Source organism: Alteromonas sp. C1M14, from assembly GCF_018860965.1.
GTDB lineage: Bacteria > Pseudomonadota > Gammaproteobacteria > Enterobacterales > Alteromonadaceae > Alteromonas.
The window spans coordinates 443123-461299 of the sequence record NZ_JAHKQF010000015.1; the positions used below are offsets into that span (position 1 = coordinate 443123).

The 18177-nt window shown below is 48.4% G+C and carries 16 protein-coding genes; all 16 read right to left on the reverse strand.

The annotated features are described in order from the left end of the window. Positions 1-158: 158 nt before the first annotated feature. The 16 genes from lpxC to mraZ all read right to left on the reverse strand — a co-directional run bounded on the left by lpxC (position 159) and on the right by mraZ (position 18044). Positions 159-1070: a UDP-3-O-acyl-N-acetylglucosamine deacetylase gene (lpxC, locus tag KO501_RS14345; protein WP_216030349.1), complete on the reverse strand. Its 912-nt coding sequence runs from the start codon at positions 1068-1070 to the stop codon at positions 159-161. Positions 1071-1220: 150 nt separating this feature from the next. Continuing rightward, a complete protein-coding gene (gene ftsZ / locus KO501_RS14350) occupies positions 1221-2390 on the reverse strand; it encodes a cell division protein FtsZ (protein ID WP_216030350.1) in 1170 nt (389 codons plus the stop codon). A 111-nt stretch (positions 2391-2501) separates the two neighbouring features. Then, the gene (gene ftsA / locus KO501_RS14355) at positions 2502-3731 is read right to left on the reverse strand and encodes a cell division protein FtsA (protein WP_216030351.1); all 1230 of its coding nucleotides are present in this window, start codon (positions 3729-3731) and stop codon (positions 2502-2504) included. Positions 3732-3751: 20 nt separating this feature from the next. Continuing rightward, positions 3752-4480: a cell division protein FtsQ/DivIB gene (locus KO501_RS14360; protein ID WP_216030352.1), complete on the reverse strand. Its 729-nt coding sequence runs from the start codon at positions 4478-4480 to the stop codon at positions 3752-3754. 11 nt (positions 4481-4491) lie between these two features. Then, positions 4492-5436: a D-alanine--D-alanine ligase gene (locus KO501_RS14365; RefSeq protein ID WP_216030353.1), complete on the reverse strand. Its 945-nt coding sequence runs from the start codon at positions 5434-5436 to the stop codon at positions 4492-4494. Then, positions 5429-6880, reverse strand: a complete 1452-nt coding sequence (murC, locus tag KO501_RS14370) for a UDP-N-acetylmuramate--L-alanine ligase (protein ID WP_216030354.1) — start codon at positions 6878-6880, stop codon at positions 5429-5431. Before murC ends, KO501_RS14365 begins: the two co-directional genes overlap by 8 nt. Further along, positions 6877-7953 carry an undecaprenyldiphospho-muramoylpentapeptide beta-N-acetylglucosaminyltransferase gene (gene murG / locus KO501_RS14375; RefSeq protein WP_216030355.1) on the reverse strand — a complete coding sequence of 359 codons (1077 nt, stop codon included), beginning with the start codon at positions 7951-7953 and terminating at the stop codon, positions 6877-6879. Before murG ends, murC begins: the two co-directional genes overlap by 4 nt. Next, positions 7946-9235, reverse strand: a complete 1290-nt coding sequence (ftsW, locus tag KO501_RS14380) for a cell division protein FtsW (protein WP_216030356.1) — start codon at positions 9233-9235, stop codon at positions 7946-7948. The genes murG and ftsW overlap by 8 nt, the downstream gene beginning before the upstream one ends. Continuing rightward, the gene (murD, locus tag KO501_RS14385; protein WP_216030357.1) at positions 9235-10542 is read right to left on the reverse strand and encodes a UDP-N-acetylmuramoyl-L-alanine--D-glutamate ligase; all 1308 of its coding nucleotides are present in this window, start codon (positions 10540-10542) and stop codon (positions 9235-9237) included. The genes ftsW and murD overlap by 1 nt, the downstream gene beginning before the upstream one ends. A 3-nt stretch (positions 10543-10545) precedes the next feature. After that, positions 10546-11628, reverse strand: coding sequence for a phospho-N-acetylmuramoyl-pentapeptide-transferase (gene mraY / locus KO501_RS14390; protein WP_216030358.1), 1083 nt, complete (start codon positions 11626-11628; stop codon positions 10546-10548). Next, complete coding sequence (gene murF / locus KO501_RS14395) at positions 11622-13025, reverse strand: UDP-N-acetylmuramoyl-tripeptide--D-alanyl-D-alanine ligase (RefSeq protein ID WP_216030359.1); 1404 nt, start codon at positions 13023-13025, stop codon at positions 11622-11624. The genes mraY and murF overlap by 7 nt, the downstream gene beginning before the upstream one ends. Further along, on the reverse strand, positions 13022-14551 hold the full coding sequence (locus KO501_RS14400) for a UDP-N-acetylmuramoyl-L-alanyl-D-glutamate--2,6-diaminopimelate ligase (protein ID WP_216030360.1): 1530 nt from the start codon (positions 14549-14551) through the stop codon (positions 13022-13024). Before KO501_RS14400 ends, murF begins: the two co-directional genes overlap by 4 nt. Continuing rightward, on the reverse strand, positions 14541-16316 hold the full coding sequence (locus tag KO501_RS14405; RefSeq protein ID WP_216030361.1) for a penicillin-binding transpeptidase domain-containing protein: 1776 nt from the start codon (positions 16314-16316) through the stop codon (positions 14541-14543). Before KO501_RS14405 ends, KO501_RS14400 begins: the two co-directional genes overlap by 11 nt. Continuing rightward, the gene (gene ftsL / locus KO501_RS14410; protein WP_216030362.1) at positions 16313-16654 is read right to left on the reverse strand and encodes a cell division protein FtsL; all 342 of its coding nucleotides are present in this window, start codon (positions 16652-16654) and stop codon (positions 16313-16315) included. The genes KO501_RS14405 and ftsL overlap by 4 nt, the downstream gene beginning before the upstream one ends. Continuing rightward, on the reverse strand, positions 16651-17589 hold the full coding sequence (gene rsmH, locus KO501_RS14415) for a 16S rRNA (cytosine(1402)-N(4))-methyltransferase RsmH (protein WP_216030363.1): 939 nt from the start codon (positions 17587-17589) through the stop codon (positions 16651-16653). The genes ftsL and rsmH overlap by 4 nt, the downstream gene beginning before the upstream one ends. Continuing rightward, positions 17586-18044: a division/cell wall cluster transcriptional repressor MraZ gene (gene mraZ, locus KO501_RS14420; RefSeq protein ID WP_216030364.1), complete on the reverse strand. Its 459-nt coding sequence runs from the start codon at positions 18042-18044 to the stop codon at positions 17586-17588. The genes rsmH and mraZ overlap by 4 nt, the downstream gene beginning before the upstream one ends. Positions 18045-18177 lie beyond the last annotated feature (133 nt).

The following is an 18177-nucleotide window of genomic DNA, read 5'->3' on the forward strand; positions in this document are numbered from 1 at the left end:
TTTACTACTACTATAAAAGGGTTCAATTTGCCGCTTAGCACGGCGTATATAATCACAATAGCATGTAAAAGCCCGCTTTTCTCTATTGCTGGCAGGTCTATTAGTCGTAGTTATCGGTGTTAAAAATGAAAAAACCGCCGGGGGAGGCGGTTTTTCTATTAAGCCAGTACAGGCTCTGCATAACGGATGGGCATTTCATCCTGATTTTCATAGGTAATGAACTCCCAACAATCTTGCTGGGATAACACAGCGTTTAACAATTTGTTATTCAAACCGTGCCCTGTTTTGAAGGCGGCTAATTCACCGATGATACTATGACCACCCATGTAAAGATCGCCCACTGCATCAAGTACTTTATGCTTTAAGAACTCATCGTCGTAGCGCAGACCTTCAGGATTGAGGATCCTAAAATCGTCCAGTGCCACAGCATTTTCCATGCTGCCACCTAAGGCTAAGTTATTTGCGTTCATGTATTCCAAATCGCGCATAAAGCCAAAAGTTCGCGCCCGGCTTACTTCATTCACATAAGAACAACTGTCAAAATCCATCACCATGTGCTGGCGAGTTTGACTAATAACCGGGTGGTCGAAATCGATACGAAAATCCACACGGAAGCCGTCGTAAGGACGTAGTTCTGCCCACTTATCACCATCTTCAACGCGTACGGTTTTGGTAATACGAATAAAGCGCTTAGGTGCGTTTAATTCTTCAATACCTGCCGCTTGCAGAAGGAAAACAAAGGGGCTAGCACTGCCATCCATGATAGGCAGTTCGTGACTGTCTACCTCAACGATGATGTTATCAATGCCCAGGCCAGCCAACGCCGACGCCAGATGTTCCACAGTATGAATACTGACGCCATCTTCATTGTTTACACACGTACAAAGCATGGTATTACCAACCGCATTTGCACGGGCAGGAATATCCACAAAAGGGTCAAGGTCGATGCGACGGAACACAATTCCCGTGTTCGCAGGCGCAGGCCGGAGAGTCATAGTGACCTTCTCCCCTTTGTGCAAACCAATACCGGTTTCTTGCACCGATTGTTTGATTGTACGTTGTCTAATCATGTCGTTGCTTTTACCTGTTCAAAAAGCGGTCGCATAGTGTACAGATGTACGTTGACAAAGTCAAATACACCCATTACGGCGCCGTTATTTAACACCTTATCTGTTAATCAGACACTAATTACAATGAATTAGTTCCTACTAACAAAAGCCTTAGTCAGCTTGTTTGCGCAAGAATGCCGGAATATCTAAATATTCAAGGTCATTATTCGGCTGCGCATCATTGTCGACTTTCAATGCTTGGTTACCATCTGTGGTACCTACACTGTTTGTATCTGTAGTAGAAGCACTTCCCGTGCCAAATTCTCGTGCTGCCCCAGATAAACGGGATCCTTCAGAGCTTACCAAGGAAATATCAGGCTTTCTTTCAGCCCCAATTCCGGTGGCAACCACTGTCACACGCAGTTCTTCGGCCAATTCCATATCGATAACCGTACCCACAACCACGGTGGCATTTTCAGAGGCAAAGGCTTTAACCGCATTACCCACGGTTTCGAACTCATCGATAGAAAAGTCAGGACCGGCTGTAATATTGACAAGAATACCGCGCGCACCCGACAAATCGATGTCTTCTAGCAACGGACAAGCAATGGCTGCTTCTGCCGCTTCTTCGGCCCGATCAGCGCCTGACGCCACACCGGTTCCCATCATGGCAGTGCCCATTTCAGACATCACGGTTTTCACGTCTGCAAAGTCGACGTTAATCAAACCAGGGCGAGTGATCAGTTCAGCAATACCCTGTACCGCGCCGTTTAACACGTTGTTTGCTTCGCTAAATGCTTGCAACAAAGGCGTGCCTGGGCCCATCACTTTCAACAATTTTTCGTTAGGGATAGTGATCAATGAATCGACGTTTTTCGACAATTCCACAATGCCCTGTTCCGCAAATGCGGTACGCTTTTTCCCTTCAAAAGGGAAAGGTTTAGTGACTACGGCAACGGTTAATATCCCCATTTCCCGAGCAATTCTTGCTACCTCAGGTGCGGCTCCCGTACCTGTACCACCGCCCATACCGGCAGTGATAAAGACCATATCGGCACCATCTAACGATTGACGAATGGTTTCACGATCTTCATGGGCAGCTTCCCGTCCTATATTAGGATCGGCACCTGCGCCTAAACCTTTAGTGACAGATGATCCAATTTGCAAAGTGACATCAGCACTGGAGCTACGCAAAACTTGAGCGTCTGTATTCACCGCAATGAATTCCACACCTTCAATGTTTTGTGCCACCATGTGTTCTACAGCGTTACCGCCGCCGCCACCTACACCAATGACTTTGATTACGGCTTCTTCGCCGTGGCTATCTATTAATTCAAACATACTTACTCTCCGGATTGGTACGTCTAACAACACTAAGCCAGGTCATAATTCGCCGATCACCTGCTTCCATGCGATCGTATGCCATTGTCTTAGCGCCCCCAAAAATTAAAATTAAAATTCACCTTTAAACCAGCTTTGCACCCGTTGAATAAAACTATCGCCGGATTTTTGCTTACTGGATTTCTTATTATCAGCTTGCATTTTTCCGTAGTGAAGCAAGCCCACTACTGTTGCAAAACTTGCGTCATCGGTATATTCCGACAACCCGCGCATATTTATTGGTTTTCCTACTCTAACAGGCATCTGGAATAGCTCTTCGGCAAATTCTACTGCCCCTTCCATTTTGGCCGTTCCCCCTGTTAGCACAAGACCCGCGGCAATTTGTTCTTCAAAACCGCTGGCTCGAATTTCTTTTTGTACCAGTTCAAACAACTCTTGGTACCGAGGTTCAATCACCTCTGCCAGTGTGTGACGAGACATGGCCCGAGCCGGGCGTCCACCCACACTGGGTACTTCAATGTTCTCTTCCATGCTCACCATGTCTTTTAACGCACAGGCATAGTTCACTTTGATTTCTTCAGCATTGCTAATTGGCGTGCGGAAAATCTTAGCAATATCACTGGTTATCTGATTTCCGGCCACAGGGATCACCGCAGTGTGCCGAATAGCACCATCAGTGTAAATAACGATATCCATCGTCCCGCCACCAATATCAACCACACAAACGCCTAACTCCCGTTCATCGTCGGTCAACACCGCATAACTTGATGCTAGCGCAGAAAAAATCAACTGATCTGAATTCAGTTCACAGCGCTCGATACACTTCACCAAGTTTTTAGCCATATCGTCGGCACAGGTAATAATATGGGCTTCAGCCTCCATACGCACACCGGACATACCCACAGGATTTTTAATGCCCTCTTGCACATCAATGGTAAATTCCTGCGGTAACACATGGAGTAAACGTCGCTCGGCAGCAATGGGAACCGAACGTGCCGCATGTATTACGTTGTCTACATCTTCTTGTGTTACTTCCTGATTGTTAATGGGCACCATGCCTCGTTCATTCTGGCATTTCACATGCCGTCCCGAAATGGCCATAAACACCGAAGAGACTCGGCAATCGGCCATCAGTTCCATTTCGCTAACAGCACGCTGTACCGATTTAACCACCAGATTAAGGTCGTTCACGCCGCCTTTGTCCATACCCTGAGAAGCATGTGTACCTACACCAACAATACTGATCTGCTCATCATCTAGCAGTTCACCGACAACAGCTTTAACATTGCTGGTGCCGATATCCAGTCCGACAATCAGATTACGCTCAGCAGGTTTTGACATTGTGCTTATAAACTCTCTTATTAACTTTTTTCATCATTTACATCTCGCCAGCCTACGGCCAGCCCGGTATCGTATCGTAGATCAACATACTTTACGGCTTTAGGTTGTCTTGCCAACAACGGGTAGACATCAATAAAGCGCTGTAATCTATCAATAAATTCTTGCCTACCTAAATTCAATTCAATGCCATTGGCCAGTTGTATCTCCCAAGCAAATCGTTCACTTAAGGACAACTCTGTAATCGGCATGGCGGTAGTGGCCAATAACGACTGCATGGCGTTAAAACCTTCCAGCGCCGTTTTTTCACTGCCTCCTGGACCGAACAATTTCGGTAAGGATAGACCTTCGGCGCTTGCGCTAAAGGTATCGCCATAAGGATTCAACAAAAAATCATCGTTCCACTGTGCCACCGGCTTTTGCTCGACCAAATAGATTTTTAACGTATTTGGCCATTGCTTACGTACCGATGCGCGGTAAATCCAAGGCTGAGACTCAACCAGCTGATAGACTTCATTCACATCCAGCGAGAAAAAGCTTCCTGGCTGAGCCTGACGGATCAAACGTTCCAGCCGCGGAATATCCACATGACTGAACTCGCCTGAAAAATCCACCACCTGCACCGGTGCCCGTTGGGCATCTTGCAAGTAATCGCGAATTTGTAATCCACCGATAATAAGACTCGCCATCACAGCGACCAAAAACAGAACACCTGACCATAACCGGATCCGTTTTTGTGTTTTTTCCGCCATATCCAGCCTCGCTACGTCTGTGCCAGACTGGTCGCCAGAATTTCCAGCGTCAGTGCGTCAAAACTGAGTCCTGCCGCCATCGCAGCTTTTGGTACTAAACTTTTCTCTGTCATACCGGGTACAGTATTGGCCTCAAGCAAATAAAACTCGCCTTGCGTACCTTGCATGACATCAATGCGTCCCCAGCCACTACATGACAGCGCTTTAAACGCACGCAGCGATACGGCTGCCAATTCGGCTTCTTTGTCCGCAGACAAGCCGCTGGGGCAATGGTACACGGTGGTATCATCTTGATACTTAGCCGCGTAATCGTAAAATTTATGGGGGGTAGACATGCGGATCGATGGCAATGCTCGGTTCTGTAACACAGAAACCGTAAACTCGGGGCCATCGATGAACTGCTCTAACAGGACCTGATCATCGTACTTAAAGGCGTCCTGTATGGCAGTTTCTAGTTGTTTAGCGCTTGTCACTCTTGCCATGCCGATACTCGAACCTTCTCGGGCAGGCTTGACCATGACTTCATTCCCCAATTCCATCATTATAGCCCCGCACGATCCAGCTTCAAAGTCACTTTTATCAGCAATTCGATATTTCGCCGTAGGCAGCCCTAAACATTGCCATATTTGCTTGGTATGGATTTTATCCATGGCTAACGCAGAACCTACTACACCGCTTCCGGTATAGGGTATTTTAAGGTGTTGTAACGCCCCTTGCATGGCACCGTCTTCGCCGCCACGGCCATGCAGCATGATCAACACTCTATCGAACTTTTCATCAATCAAATCAGTTAGTTGCCGTTCAGCCGGATCAAAGGCTACCGCCTCTACGCCTTGCCGAAGCAGCGCATTTAGCACCGCCTGTCCCGACGACAACGACACGTCCCGTTCTGCTGAGTCGCCACCAAGCATCACTGCTACTCGTCCAAAACGCTGTGGATTTACCTGTTTAACCATTGCCGACACTCGCTTTTATTTTTTTTTCTTCTAAGCCTGAATTTGCCAAATCTTTGGCAATTTGGCCGATATTTCCCGCGCCTTGGGTCATGATCACGTCATTTTCCTGCATCACATTTGCCAATAACTGGGGCAAGTTAGCGGGATCTGACACATAGATGGGCTCTACCTGCCCCCGTAAACGGATAGACCGACACAAGGATTTGCTGTCTGCGCCGTCGATGGGATCTTCACTGGCAGCGTAAACATCAAGCAGAAGTAATCCATCTACCTGAGACAACACATCCACAAAATCTTCGTACAAATCTCGGGTACGGGTATACCGATGGGGCTGATACACCATCACTAATCGTCGCTCGGGCCAATTCGCCCGCGCCGCACAAATGGTGGCTTTCACCTCGGTGGGATGATGGCCATAGTCATCCACCAAAGTAACGGTGCCAGCGGGTGATTGAAAATCACCGAGTACTTCAAAACGACGACCGATGCCACCAAAAGCACTTAGCGCACTTACAATGGCCTCATCTTCAATGCCTTCATCGGTAGCCACCGCGATAGCCGCCAAGGCATTAAGCACATTATGCATACCGGTTAAATTTAACGTTACCTGTAGCGCAGGTAAATTAGGCCGCAGTACGTCAAAGGACGCCTGACCAAATTTAAGTGAAATATTTTCTGCCCGCACGTCGTTATGCGCCTGTACCCCATAGGTCAGAATATTCCGGCCTATTTTGTCTCGCAAAGACTGGATCACCTCATCATCACCACACAATATGGCCTGCCCGTAAAATGGCAAATTATGGAGAAATTCCAGGTAGGTATCTTTGACCTTGTTAAAGTCACCATCATAGGTGGTCATATGATCTGGCTCTATATTGGTGACAACAGAAACCATGGGTTGAAGGTGTAAAAACGACGCATCGCTTTCATCCGCTTCGGCAATTAAATAGCGACTTGTTCCTAATCTGGCGTTGGTACCGGCGCTGTTAAGTAAACCGCCAATAACGAAAGTAGGATCCCGTCCAGCCTCAGCAAAAATCGTTGCTATTAAACTGGTGGTGGTGGTTTTACCGTGAGTGCCTGCAACCGCAATACCGTGTCTAAAACGCATTAATTCAGCCAGCATTTCAGCCCGGCGAATAATAGGAATACGGTGTGCTCGCGCATACTGAATTTCAGGGTTATCTTCGTTGATAGCACTGGATACCACTACCACATCAACCCCTTGCACATTCTCTGCTCGATGGCCAAGGCAAATGGTTGCGCCTAATTTTTGTAAGCGAGCGGTCATGGCGCCGTGCTGAATATCCGACCCAGCTATTTCATAGCCTTCGTTGAGTAAAACTTCGGCAATACCGCCCATACCGGCGCCGCCAATCCCAATAAAAAAGATCCGACACACTTTTCGCATTTGCGGGCTTTGAAACGCATTTTCTGACATCATGAGTGCTTGTTTCCCATCAGCAAGTGGCATTGTTCAACGACGTGTTCTGTTGCCTCGGTTCGCGCGGCTTGGCGGGCTTTATGTCCCATCGCCAGACACGCCTGTGGTTGGCGCAGCCAACTTTCCAATATGGGTCCTAATTCTTCGGCCATATCATTTTGCGATAACATTTTCGCCGCCCCCACATTCACCAAAGATAAGGCATTTTTTGTTTGATGATCGTCCACCGCATGAGGCAGCGGAACAAAGACCGCCGGTAACCCTGCCGCAGCCACTTCGGCTACTGTTAACGCCCCCGCACGACAAACAATAAAATCCGCCCATTCATAAGCCGCTGCCATGTCATCGATAAATTCGCTGACCTGAACATCCACACTGCCACTGGCATATGCCTGTTTAACGGACTCTGCGTTGCCTTTTCCCGCCTGATGACGAATGGTTAGCCCGTACAAATTACTGCAAACCATGGGCACGGTCTGATTTAGCGCCTGGGCACCTAAACTACCGCCAATCACCAGCATTCTCAAAGGAGAATGGGTTTCAGTTTTTGCCGCCAAAGCGGTAATTTCTTTACGCACCGGATTACCGATAGTCAGGCATTTTGTAGCCGCTCGCTTAAAGCCGCCTCGGGCATCGTCAAAACCGAGTAATATGCGCCGCGCCAGCTTTCCAAGCAGACGATTCGTCATACCAGCCGCAGCATTTTGTTCATGAATAATCAGTGGAATACGCCGAAGCCATGCGGCAGCGCCGCCAGGACCACTGGCATACCCGCCAAACCCAATAACCAAATCGGGCTTTAATGTTCCCATTAACGAAAAAGCTTCTTTTAGCCCTCGACCAAGGGCAATGATGCCACCTAAACGAGCAGACAAGCCTTTACCTCGTAAGCCCTGCACATGAATAAAATGAATGGGAATACCCTGTTGCGGCACCACCTGGGCTTCCATACGTTCGGCTGTGCCTAGCCAATGCACGTCCCACCCTTTAGCGGAAAGGGCATGGGCCACAGCTAATCCAGGAAAAACATGTCCTCCGGTTCCACCGGCCATGATAAGGCAGCGTTTACTCATTTTCTGCCCCCATTTCTACCTCTTCCAACATGGCTTTAATGTTATCTTTGGTCTGTTTTTCTTCATCCTGTTTAATTACCGCAGGCTTGGCTTTTTTCTTGTCTTTTCGGCCTAACGCCTGCACACCATCCACCCGCAATTCAAAATCAATGCGAATAAGCATCGCCACCGCCACGGCCAGCACGATAAGACTGGTACCACCGTAACTGATTAGCGGCAGTGTTAACCCTTTTGTAGGCAGAATACCGGCGCTTGCGCCCACATTCACCGCGGTTTGAAAACTTAGCCAAATGCCAATGCTGTATGCTAAATACCCTTCAAAGGGGCGTTGTTTAGCCAGTGCTTGCTTACCAATATTGAGGGCTCTCACCACCACAAACAAAATCAGCGCTAAGATCACTAACACACCAACGAAGCCCAGTTCTTCGGCTACGATGGCCATAATAAAGTCAGAATGGGCTTGGGTAAGAAACTCTAGCTTTTGGTAGCTATTTCCTAACCCTTGACCAAACCAAGAGCCGCGGCCATAAGCCATAAGAGATTGAGTTAACTGATACCCGCTACCGAAAGGGTCGGCCCAAGGATCGAGAAACGAGGTGACCCGCCGCATTCGGTATTCTTCAAACACAATAAGAAACACAATGGCCAGCATGCCAACAAAAACAATGGCGAAAAACTGCCATAATCGGGCGCCAGCCAAAAATAGTAAGCCCATGGTGGTGGTAAACATCACCACCACGGTACCGAAATCAGGCTGAAGTAATAACAGGCAGGCCAATACAAAAAACACCACTAAAGGTTTCAAAAAGCCTTTGATATTTTCGGTCACTTCATCGTAGCGCCTAACCAAATAACCAGCTAAATAGGTAAAGAAAAACAGCTTAGCGGGCTCTGCTGGTTGCAATGTCAATGGGCCAATCACGATCCAACGGGTACTGCCGTTAATGGTTCGCCCCACTACCAACACGGCCAATAACATGGCGATGGCGGCCAATAAAAGCCAGGGGTTAATAACACGCCAAAAACTCATGGGAACTTGCAATACCACGCCAGACGCCAACAGCGCCACCAACAGGTAAATACCGTGTCGAATAGAAAAATAAAATGGGTTGTCGTAAAGGCGATCAGCCATAGGCATAGAAGCGGACGTAACAATGACTAGTCCCAAAGTGGCCAGTGCCAATGCCGCCAATACAAGGCCGACATCATAAGGTGATGAAGTCTTAGCTGGGCCATGACGTTGGGCGAAAAGATCAGCTAAACGCTGGGTAGTCGACGACATTATAATTCCACCTTAGCAATGGCATCAGCGAAAACCGTGGCACGGTGTTGATAATTTTCGAACATATCAATGCTGGCACAAGCGGGTGATAACAGCACCGTATCTTTGCTAGAAGCGTGTGTTGCAGCAAAGTTTACTGCAGCCGGTAAATCATCAACCTGATGGGCATCATGAAACAATTCGGCGATGTCCGGGCCATTTTTACCCAGGGTGATCACCACATCCACATAGCGAAGCAATGCACTTTGCAACACCGATAAATCAGCGCCTTTACCGTCACCGCCTGCAATCAAAAACAGCTTACCGGTTTTTTGTTTACCAATACCTTCTAAGGCGGCAAGAGTGGCCCCTACGTTGGTGGCTTTAGAGTCATCTATCCAGTGCACGCCGCCACGTGTGCTAATTTGCACACAGCGATGAGGCGCAGGAACAAAGCTTTTTACCCCTTCACACGCGTCCGCCATAGACACACCAGCTAGCAGACTTAACCCAAGAGCGGCCTGAATATTAAGCACGTTGTGAGTACCCACCAACTGTACATCTACCATATTCAATACGGGCTTACCCTGCCAAGTAATACAGTTATTGCTAAAACCAAATTCGGTATTGGAACTTTCAACGCCGTAGCCAGTGACTTTAGAAACGGGGGATGCAGGGAAGCACTCTTGGTGATCTCGCCACACCAAGGCATGCTCACAATGTAAAAAAATTCGCTGCTTAGCCGCCGCGTAATCACCGATGGTTCCGTGACGGTCAAGATGATCATCAGAAATATTTAAAATGGTGCCGCCCTTTAGTGATAACGATGACGTTGTCTCGAGCTGAAAGCTGGACAATTCCAACACTAAGGCATCCCACTGCTCACCCAAAGTATCGAGAACAGGTTGTCCCACATTCCCCGCTGCACAGGCTTTAAGACCGGCCGTTTTGAGTATATGGGTCAGCAAGAGTGTGACCGTGGTTTTGCCATTAGAACCGGTAATGCCAAACAATGGCGTACGAGACAAACGGGCAAATAATTCTATATCACCCATCACCTCAACGCCGGCTTGACGGGCGAGGTGCACTCCCGGATGGCTTGGGGAAATGCCAGGACTTAGGATCAGCATATCGATGTCAGTCCAAAAATCCTCATTCACCCTACCCAATGTTACAGGGTTTGTGATCCACGATGGCACCACGGCTTCGGCACGGGTGTCCCATACCGAGACCGTGACGCCCAAACCAGTTAAAAAACGCACCACAGACTGACCTGTCAAACCCAGGCCTGCCACTACTATGCGTTGTTTAGCGAGAATTTCGTCCATGGATTACCGTAATTTAAGTGTGGCTAGTCCAACCAGCACAAGAATGAGTGAAATGATCCAAAACCGCACAATAACCCGAGGTTCTGGCCAGCCTTTTAATTCAAAGTGATGATGTATGGGCGCCATACGGAAAATACGTTTACCTCGCATTTTAAACGAGCCCACCTGCAAAATAACCGACACGGTTTCCATAACGAAAACCCCGCCCATAATGATCAATACGATTTCCTGGCGCACTAGCACGGCAAGTACGCCCAAGGTTCCCCCTAATGCCAATGAACCCACATCGCCCATAAACACTTGCGCCGGATAGGTGTTGAACCATAAAAAGCCTAACCCAGCACCAACAATTGCAGTGCACACAATCACCAGTTCGCTGGTTAATGGAATGTGGGGAATATTTAAATACTCGGCAAAGTTCACATGGCCGGTTACATAGGCAAAAATAGATAATGCCCCTGCCACTAAGATAGTCGGCACAATGGCCAATCCGTCTAGTCCATCGGTCAGGTTTACCGCGTTTGAGGTTCCCACCAGGGCGAAATACACCACCACCACATAGAACAAGCCTAGTTGGGGCATAACCTCTTTGAAAAATGGCACAATCAAGGCCGTTTCAGCACTTTGTGCGGCTGATGCATAAAGGTAAAATGCCACCCCAAGGGCAATAACCGATTGCCACAAATACTTCCACCGAGCAATCAGGCCTTTTGAGTCTTTGCGAATGACTTTTCGGTAATCGTCTACAAAGCCGATAATGCCGTACCCCACCACCACAGCCAGGGTAACTAACACGTACCGGTTAGTGAGATCTGCCCATAACAGTACGCTCACCACTATGGCAAAGAGGATCAACAAGCCGCCCATGGTCGGTGTTCCGGCTTTCGACAAATGGCTTTGAGGCCCGTCGTCTCTTACCGTCTGTCCAATTTGCAAACGCTGTAACCAACGAATCATTTTCGGGCCCACAAATATTGCGATCAGCAGCGCTGTTAGCGTACTGAGGATGGCCCTTAACGTAAGGTAAGAGAAAACAAAAAAGCCAGGTTCAAATTGTTTCAGCCAATCGGCTAGCCAGATCAACATGCTACGCGCTCCCGACGGCTTTCATTCTTTCCCAAGCGTGACCCCTCAATGGCGTCCACGACCCGTTCCATTCGTGCACTTCGAGACCCTTTTACCAGCACAGAAACACGGCTTTTCCCTGCGGCACAAATTGCGTCAAGGGTATCTATCAAAGCGGGCATATCCGTAAAGTGGGCGCCCTTATCACCATAGACATTGCTGGCTTGTTGGCTTAATACACCCATGGTAAAGAGATAATCAATGCCTTTAGTGCGTGCATACTGGCCAACTTGTTCGTGATATTGACGGGCATTTTCGCCCAACTCGGCCATATCGCCCAAAATAAATACCCGGGTACCTGTAAAGCTAGCAAGGGTGTCCATGGCCGCCATCACGGATGCCACATTGGCATTATAGGTGTCGTCGAGTAAGCGCAATTTAGCCGTTAATAATTTACTGTTTAAGCGACCTTTAACTTGAGTCATGGCGTTTAAGCCCGCTGCCACATCGTCTAAAGTGGCCCCTAGTTGCAACGATAAGGCGGCCGCCACTAAAGCATTACCCACGTTATGTACCCCAGGTATGGCCAACTTAATGGCTACATTTCCTGCCGGAGTTTGTAACGTAAATTGTGCGCAGCCATCTTCATTCATCTGAATGTCTGCGCCGTTAAAATCTGCTGTGGTTTTTTGCTCGGGTGAAAAGGTAAGCACCTTTTTATCGCCGACTTTACTTTGCCACATAGAGGCAAACTCACTGTCGCCATTAATAATGGCCACACCGGTATCGCTTAAGCCTTCAAAAATTTCACTTTTTGCCTCGGCCACACCCGATGTACTGCCAAACCCTTCTAAATGGGATGCTGCCGCGTTGACAATAGTGGCAACGTCAGGTTTCACCAATTGTGTGGTATACCCAATTTCGCCAGCATGATTGGCACCTAACTCGATGACCGCAAAATCATGTTGGGCTTCTAAACGCAATAAGGTTAGCGGTACACCAATATCGTTGTTGAAGTTGCCAGCGGTGGCTAGCACCTTACCCCGACATGATAAAATGGCACTTGTCATCTCTTTTACGGTGGTCTTGCCACTGCTACCGGTGATAGCAATGGTTGCCGGCGCGACCCTTTGCTTAACCGCGGCGCCCAACAACCCTAATGCTTGCTTGGTGTCACTCACGGAAATAACCGGCAGAGACGTCTTCACCGGTTCGCTGGCGATCACGGCACTTGCACCAGCCTGTTCGGCGGAAGAAATAAACCGATGACCATTAAAATTTTCGCCACACAAAGCAATGTAAAGGTCACCAGGCTGTAATGTACGGGTGTCTGTACTCACCCCTTTAATGTTCTGATCTTCGCCTTTTAAGGTGCCTTTCACCTTATCGGCAATCCAGAGCAGCGTGGTAGCAATCATTTGCTGTACTCCTTTTGCAAGCGAGTAACTACCCCTCGCTCGTTATAGTTTTTTTTCTCTTCACCAACAATTTGATAATCTTCGTGGCCCTTGCCTGCCAATAAGATAAGATCGTTTGGTGCTGCGTGTTCAAGGCAGTGGCGTATGGCTTTTTCTCTGTCAGGCTCATCCACCACATCTTGTGGTGACGTCAACCCAGTTCGAATATCTGCAGCAATGGATTCAGGCTGTTCCGAGCGGCAGTTGTCAGTGGTGATCACAAGATGATCTGCCCCTCTTTCTGCGGCTTGCCCCATTAACGACCGTTTTCCTTTGTCTCTGTCGCCACCACAACCAAACGCGCACCAAATGGCGCCCTCGGTATGGGCTCGCGCAGCGTCTAGCGCTTTAGTCAATGCATCCGGGGTATGGGCGTAATCCACAACCACATTGGCATGCTGCGCAAAAGAAAACACTTCCATGCGACCTGCAACCGGTTTGACTTTCGGTAACAGTTTCACAATGTCGTCAAAGCGTTGGCCCTGAACTAACATGACACAGATCACCGCCAGCAGATTGTAAATATTAAATGCCCCCAATAAAGGCACATCAATATCCTTAACGCCCCAACTGGTAGCGAGTCTGAATTGACATCCATTGGCATGATATTTCACGTTTGTGGCCAAACAATGGCGATCTTCTGACAAATCGGTGGGCAATGCGCCCATGCCATACCAAACCGTTTGTACCCCTTTAGGCTTGTTGGTATGCCACAGGTGACTTTCCTTATCGTCGGCGTTTAACACCACTGTGCGTACACCGGGCAACTGCATGGCCAGACGCTTGGCTCCACCATACTGAGCCATGGTCTGGTGATAATCTAAATGGTCTCGGCTTAAGTTCGTAAATACCACCACGTCAGTCTTAACGTGGCTTAAACGTCCTTGCACCAAAGCATGAGAAGATGCCTCAAATGCCACTTGCCGCGCGTTCTGTTGCACAAAGTCTGCCAACACGTATTGCATGCGAATGGCATCTGGAGTGGTATTGCCTGCAGGAGTGGGTTTCCACCGGGTATTTTCACCTTGGTAAATCCCAGCGCCTAACGTACCCACCGCTCCACACCGCGTGCCATCTAGGGTGGTCAGCTGAGACAACATTTGTACTACCGAGGTTTTACCATTGGTGCCGGTGACTGCCACAGACCGCATTTTAGTCGCTGGATAGTCGTAAAATGCTCCTGCTAAAGACGACAATATGTCGGTTAATTCATACAGATGAACAATGATAGTGGTGCCGCGCATTTCCATTCTGCCGTGTTCACGTACCGTGTCGGTCTGGGCCAGAATGGCTTTTGCCCCTAAACTAATTGCTTGGGGTATAAATTCTCTACCATCGCGACTGTGCCCTTTTACCGCGACAAAGGCTAACGAGGGCGAGACCTCTCGGCTATCGAGCGTCAGGCCTTTAATTCTGATATCCGGTGCGTTAATGCCAAATTTGGTTAGCAATACACCTAAGCTTTGTTCGAATGCGCTAACTACCATCGCGCCCTCCGTTCAACCATGTTGTCGACGTAACCTGTTTATCATCGGGCAGAATATTTAACAGTTGCAGCGCGCCACCGGTAATTGCCGAAAAGACAGGTGCGGCGGTATCACCACCATGATAAAGGTCTCCACCGGGTTCATTAATTAACACCACGGTGACAATTTGAGGGTCGGTCAAAGGAGCTACGCCGGCGAAAATATTCACATATTCATCACCATAACCGCCGGCAATGGCCTTTCTGCTGGTACCGGTTTTACCGCCAACACGATACCCGGGTACCGCAGCTTTCGTCGCCGTGCCACCCCGTTGGGTCACACTTTCTAACATGGCCAACACAGCCTTGGCATTTTTTTCTGATACCACCCGCTGTGGCTCAGCTTGATAAGTTAAATTTTGTGTATTTTTCACAATATTCAACGGCATACTGATACCGCCGTTAGCAATGGTGGCGTACATGCGCGCCAACTGTGCCGTGGTTACAGATATGCCATAACCAAAGGACAATGTGGCCAGTTCAAAATCAGACCAGCGGCTACGTTCATGAAATAGGCCGTTGCTTTCGCCCGGTAAGTTGGTGCCGGTATCACTCATTAACCCCATGTTGTAATAGGTGTCTAACAAAAACGGTTTCGGCACCCCAAGCGCCAATTTGGACGTTCCCATATTTGACGAATGCTGAATAATTTCTTCTAGCGTCAGCTTACCTAGATTTCGATGATCTTTAACCAAGCTGCCCCCTAAGCGCATCCACCCCGGGTTGGTATCAATAACATCGTCCACTTTCACACTGCCAAATTCCAACGCCGACAAAACCGCAATGGGTTTCAGCGATGAGCCGGGTTCAAAGGCATCGGTAATAACCCGATTGCGCATACGATGGGGCGAAACGTTACTGCGATCATTAGGATTAAACGAAGGCGCATTTACCATGGCAAGTATATCGCCGGAATGCACGTCCACCACAATGGCTGACGCCGAGGCGGCTTGGTAATAAAGCATGGCCTCTTTGATTTCTCGGTACGCTAGGGCTTGAATACGCTGATCGATGGTAAGGGTGAGATCACCGGCTTTTTCACCGTCTGTGGTTTTTAAAATTTCAACCTGACGCCCCTTGGCATCTCGCCTGATGACCTTTGAGCCAGGTGTGCCGGTAAGCCAATCGTTATAGAGACGCTCTAGCCCTTCAATACCAGTATCATCCACATCGGTAATGCCGATTAACTGGGCGGTCACTTCCCCATTGGGATAGTAACGACGGCTTTCCCGACGCAGATAAATACCGGGAATCGCCAACTTAGCAACGTAATCTGCCATGGCTGGCGACACTTGACGTTGTAAGTAAACAAACCGCCTTTTAGGGTTTTGTACTTTGCTTCGCAGGCTTTCTACATCTCGGCCTAACACGTCAGCCAAGGCTTCCCAGCGCTCTCGTTGCTCCAGCCCGCCTTGCTCATGAATAATTTTAGGGTCGGCATAAATAGCCCGTACCGGTACGCTGACCGCTAGTTCTACGCCGTTGCGATCGGTAATAATACCTCGATAAGCGGGCATGTTACGGGTACGCATGGTGCGACTATCACCCTGTTGGATCAGGTTATCTGGCGCAATCACTTGAATATACGCAGCACGCACCCCTAAACCAGTAAAAACACTGACAACCAAGGCAATAACCAAGACAAACCGCCACTGCACCAGTGACGGGGTCACATTTTGCTTGGCACCGGTTTTGGTTTTTTTGGCTGGCAGTGTGAACAGACTCATTTTAACTTCACCACCACTTCTTCTTCAGCGGAAGGCCGATACATGTCGAGCTTCTTTTCCACTTCGTTTTCTATTCGGTTATGTTCCGTTAATGCGCGTTGTTCTAGCACCAAGTTGCGCCATTCCACATCGAGATCATCCTTCTGCTGCATTAACGATTCCATGACAATATTTTGCTGACGATTTAGATGGCTGGCCAACACCACACTAATGGCTGTGGTCACAACCATTAAATACAACAAAACCCGCAACTTGTTGCGGGCCAAATCTGAGACCAATATCAGTACGAGACTGAAGTTTGTTGAGGTGGGCGCCCTCTGGCTTTGGGAGTTCGTCATAGCTTTTCGGCTACCCTAAGTACCGCGCTTCGGGACCGCACATTGTGTGCAATTTCCTCCTCTGACGGCTTGATGGCCTTACCCAGTGCTTTTAACACTTTATCTGCATCAATTTCGGCCTGTGTAATAGGAAGGTTATGGGGTACTACCTTGCCTCGGCTTTGCTCTTTGATAAAACGTTTAACTAACCTGTCTTCTAAGGAATGAAAAGAAATCACTGCCAGTCGCCCTTGGGGAGCTAGCACTTCCACCGCCGCTTTTAGTCCTACTCGCAGTTGCTCCAACTCGGCATTGATATAAATACGAATGCCTTGGAAAGCTCGGGTTGCCGGATGCTTATACTTATCTTTAACCGGTACGGCTTTATCGATTAAGTCAGCCAGCTCAGCAGTGCGAGAAACCGGTTGGGTTTGTCGACGCTCCACAATGGCATGGGCAATGCGCTTGCCGAATTTTTCTTCCCCAAACTCTTTAATCACCTGTGCGATATCTTGTTCTTCAGCAGTCGCAAGCCAATCTGCAGCACTTTGTCCTCGACTGGTGTCCATGCGCATATCAAGTGGACCATCTTTCATAAAGCTGAATCCACGGCTCGCATCATCTAACTGTGGTGAAGAAACCCCTAAATCCATTAGCACGCCATCAATTTTGCCTTTGAGCGACAAACTCTCAATAACCCGCACCATTTCACCAAAAGGTTCATGGATGATGGTAAATCGAGGATCATCTTTATAGCGTTCTGCTGCCGCAATCGCTTGAGGATCACGATCAAACGCGATCAGGCGACCTTCATCACCTAAAGCAGCTAAAATTTGTGCCGAGTGTCCACCTCGACCAAAAGTCGCATCAATATAAATACCGTCAGGTTTGATAGCCAACGCGGTCACAGACTCGTTCAGCAATACCGAAATGTGGCTGAATGCCGGCTGACTCATAAAGAAAATTCCTGTAGGCGATCAGTCAATTCAAAGGTTCCTTCGCGCTCTGTTTCCATGTCAGCATTAATTTGGTTAGCCCAAACTTCAGCATCCCAAATCTCAAATTTATTTAGCTGGCCGACAAGCATGACTTCTTTGGATAATTTTGCGTGTTGCCGCAGAGGTGCGGATAATAAGAAGCGACCACTCTTGTCCATGTCACCTTCGGTGGCATAACCAAGTAACAGCCTTTGCATTCGGCGTTCAGCCGGAACCATGCTAGAGAACTTGCTTAATTTCAGCTCGATCTCTTCCCATTCGGGAAGGGGGTAAAGCAGCAAACAACTTTGCTGTGTATCGATTGTGCAGACCAGTTGTCCGTTACAATCATCCAGAAGCGACTGGCGGTATTTTGTTGGTATAGCCAGTCTGCCTTTGGGATCTAGATTGATTGCATTAGCGCCGCGGAACATTCCCCTAGCCTTTTATTAGTGCTCTTGTTGTTCTTGTTTTCTGAGTACTGAATCTGCAAAACGTTGATGCTTTGATCCACAATTTGCCACTTTTACCCACCTGTTGGACAGTTTGGTCTCTAGTTTCCCCACT

What these genes read in the sequence shown, in the direction of transcription:
- KO501_RS14360 (WP_216030352.1), bottom strand. Translation starts at nt 4,480, where the DNA reads ATGGCGGAAAAAACACAAAAACGGATCCGGTTATGGTCAGGTGTTCTG.
- murF (WP_216030359.1), bottom strand. Translation starts at nt 13,025, where the DNA reads ATGATTGCTACCACGCTGCTCTGGATTGCCGATAAGGTGAAAGGCACC.
- murD (WP_216030357.1), bottom strand. Translation starts at nt 10,542, where the DNA reads ATGGACGAAATTCTCGCTAAACAACGCATAGTAGTGGCAGGCCTGGGT.
- KO501_RS14405 (WP_216030361.1), bottom strand. Translation starts at nt 16,316, where the DNA reads ATGAGTCTGTTCACACTGCCAGCCAAAAAAACCAAAACCGGTGCCAAG.
- murG (WP_216030355.1), bottom strand. Translation starts at nt 7,953, where the DNA reads ATGAGTAAACGCTGCCTTATCATGGCCGGTGGAACCGGAGGACATGTT.
- mraZ (WP_216030364.1), bottom strand. Translation starts at nt 18,044, where the DNA reads ATGTTCCGCGGCGCTAATGCAATCAATCTAGATCCCAAAGGCAGACTG.
- murC (WP_216030354.1), bottom strand. Translation starts at nt 6,880, where the DNA reads ATGATGTCAGAAAATGCGTTTCAAAGCCCGCAAATGCGAAAAGTGTGT.
- KO501_RS14365 (WP_216030353.1), bottom strand. Translation starts at nt 5,436, where the DNA reads ATGGTTAAACAGGTAAATCCACAGCGTTTTGGACGAGTAGCAGTGATG.
- ftsZ (WP_216030350.1), bottom strand. Translation starts at nt 2,390, where the DNA reads ATGTTTGAATTAATAGATAGCCACGGCGAAGAAGCCGTAATCAAAGTC.
- KO501_RS14400 (WP_216030360.1), bottom strand. Translation starts at nt 14,551, where the DNA reads ATGGTAGTTAGCGCATTCGAACAAAGCTTAGGTGTATTGCTAACCAAA.
- lpxC (WP_216030349.1), bottom strand. Translation starts at nt 1,070, where the DNA reads ATGATTAGACAACGTACAATCAAACAATCGGTGCAAGAAACCGGTATT.
- ftsA (WP_216030351.1), bottom strand. Translation starts at nt 3,731, where the DNA reads ATGTCAAAACCTGCTGAGCGTAATCTGATTGTCGGACTGGATATCGGC.
- ftsW (WP_216030356.1), bottom strand. Translation starts at nt 9,235, where the DNA reads ATGTCGTCGACTACCCAGCGTTTAGCTGATCTTTTCGCCCAACGTCAT.
- rsmH (WP_216030363.1), bottom strand. Translation starts at nt 17,589, where the DNA reads ATGAGTCAGCCGGCATTCAGCCACATTTCGGTATTGCTGAACGAGTCT.
- mraY (WP_216030358.1), bottom strand. Translation starts at nt 11,628, where the DNA reads ATGTTGATCTGGCTAGCCGATTGGCTGAAACAATTTGAACCTGGCTTT.
- ftsL (WP_216030362.1), bottom strand. Translation starts at nt 16,654, where the DNA reads ATGACGAACTCCCAAAGCCAGAGGGCGCCCACCTCAACAAACTTCAGT.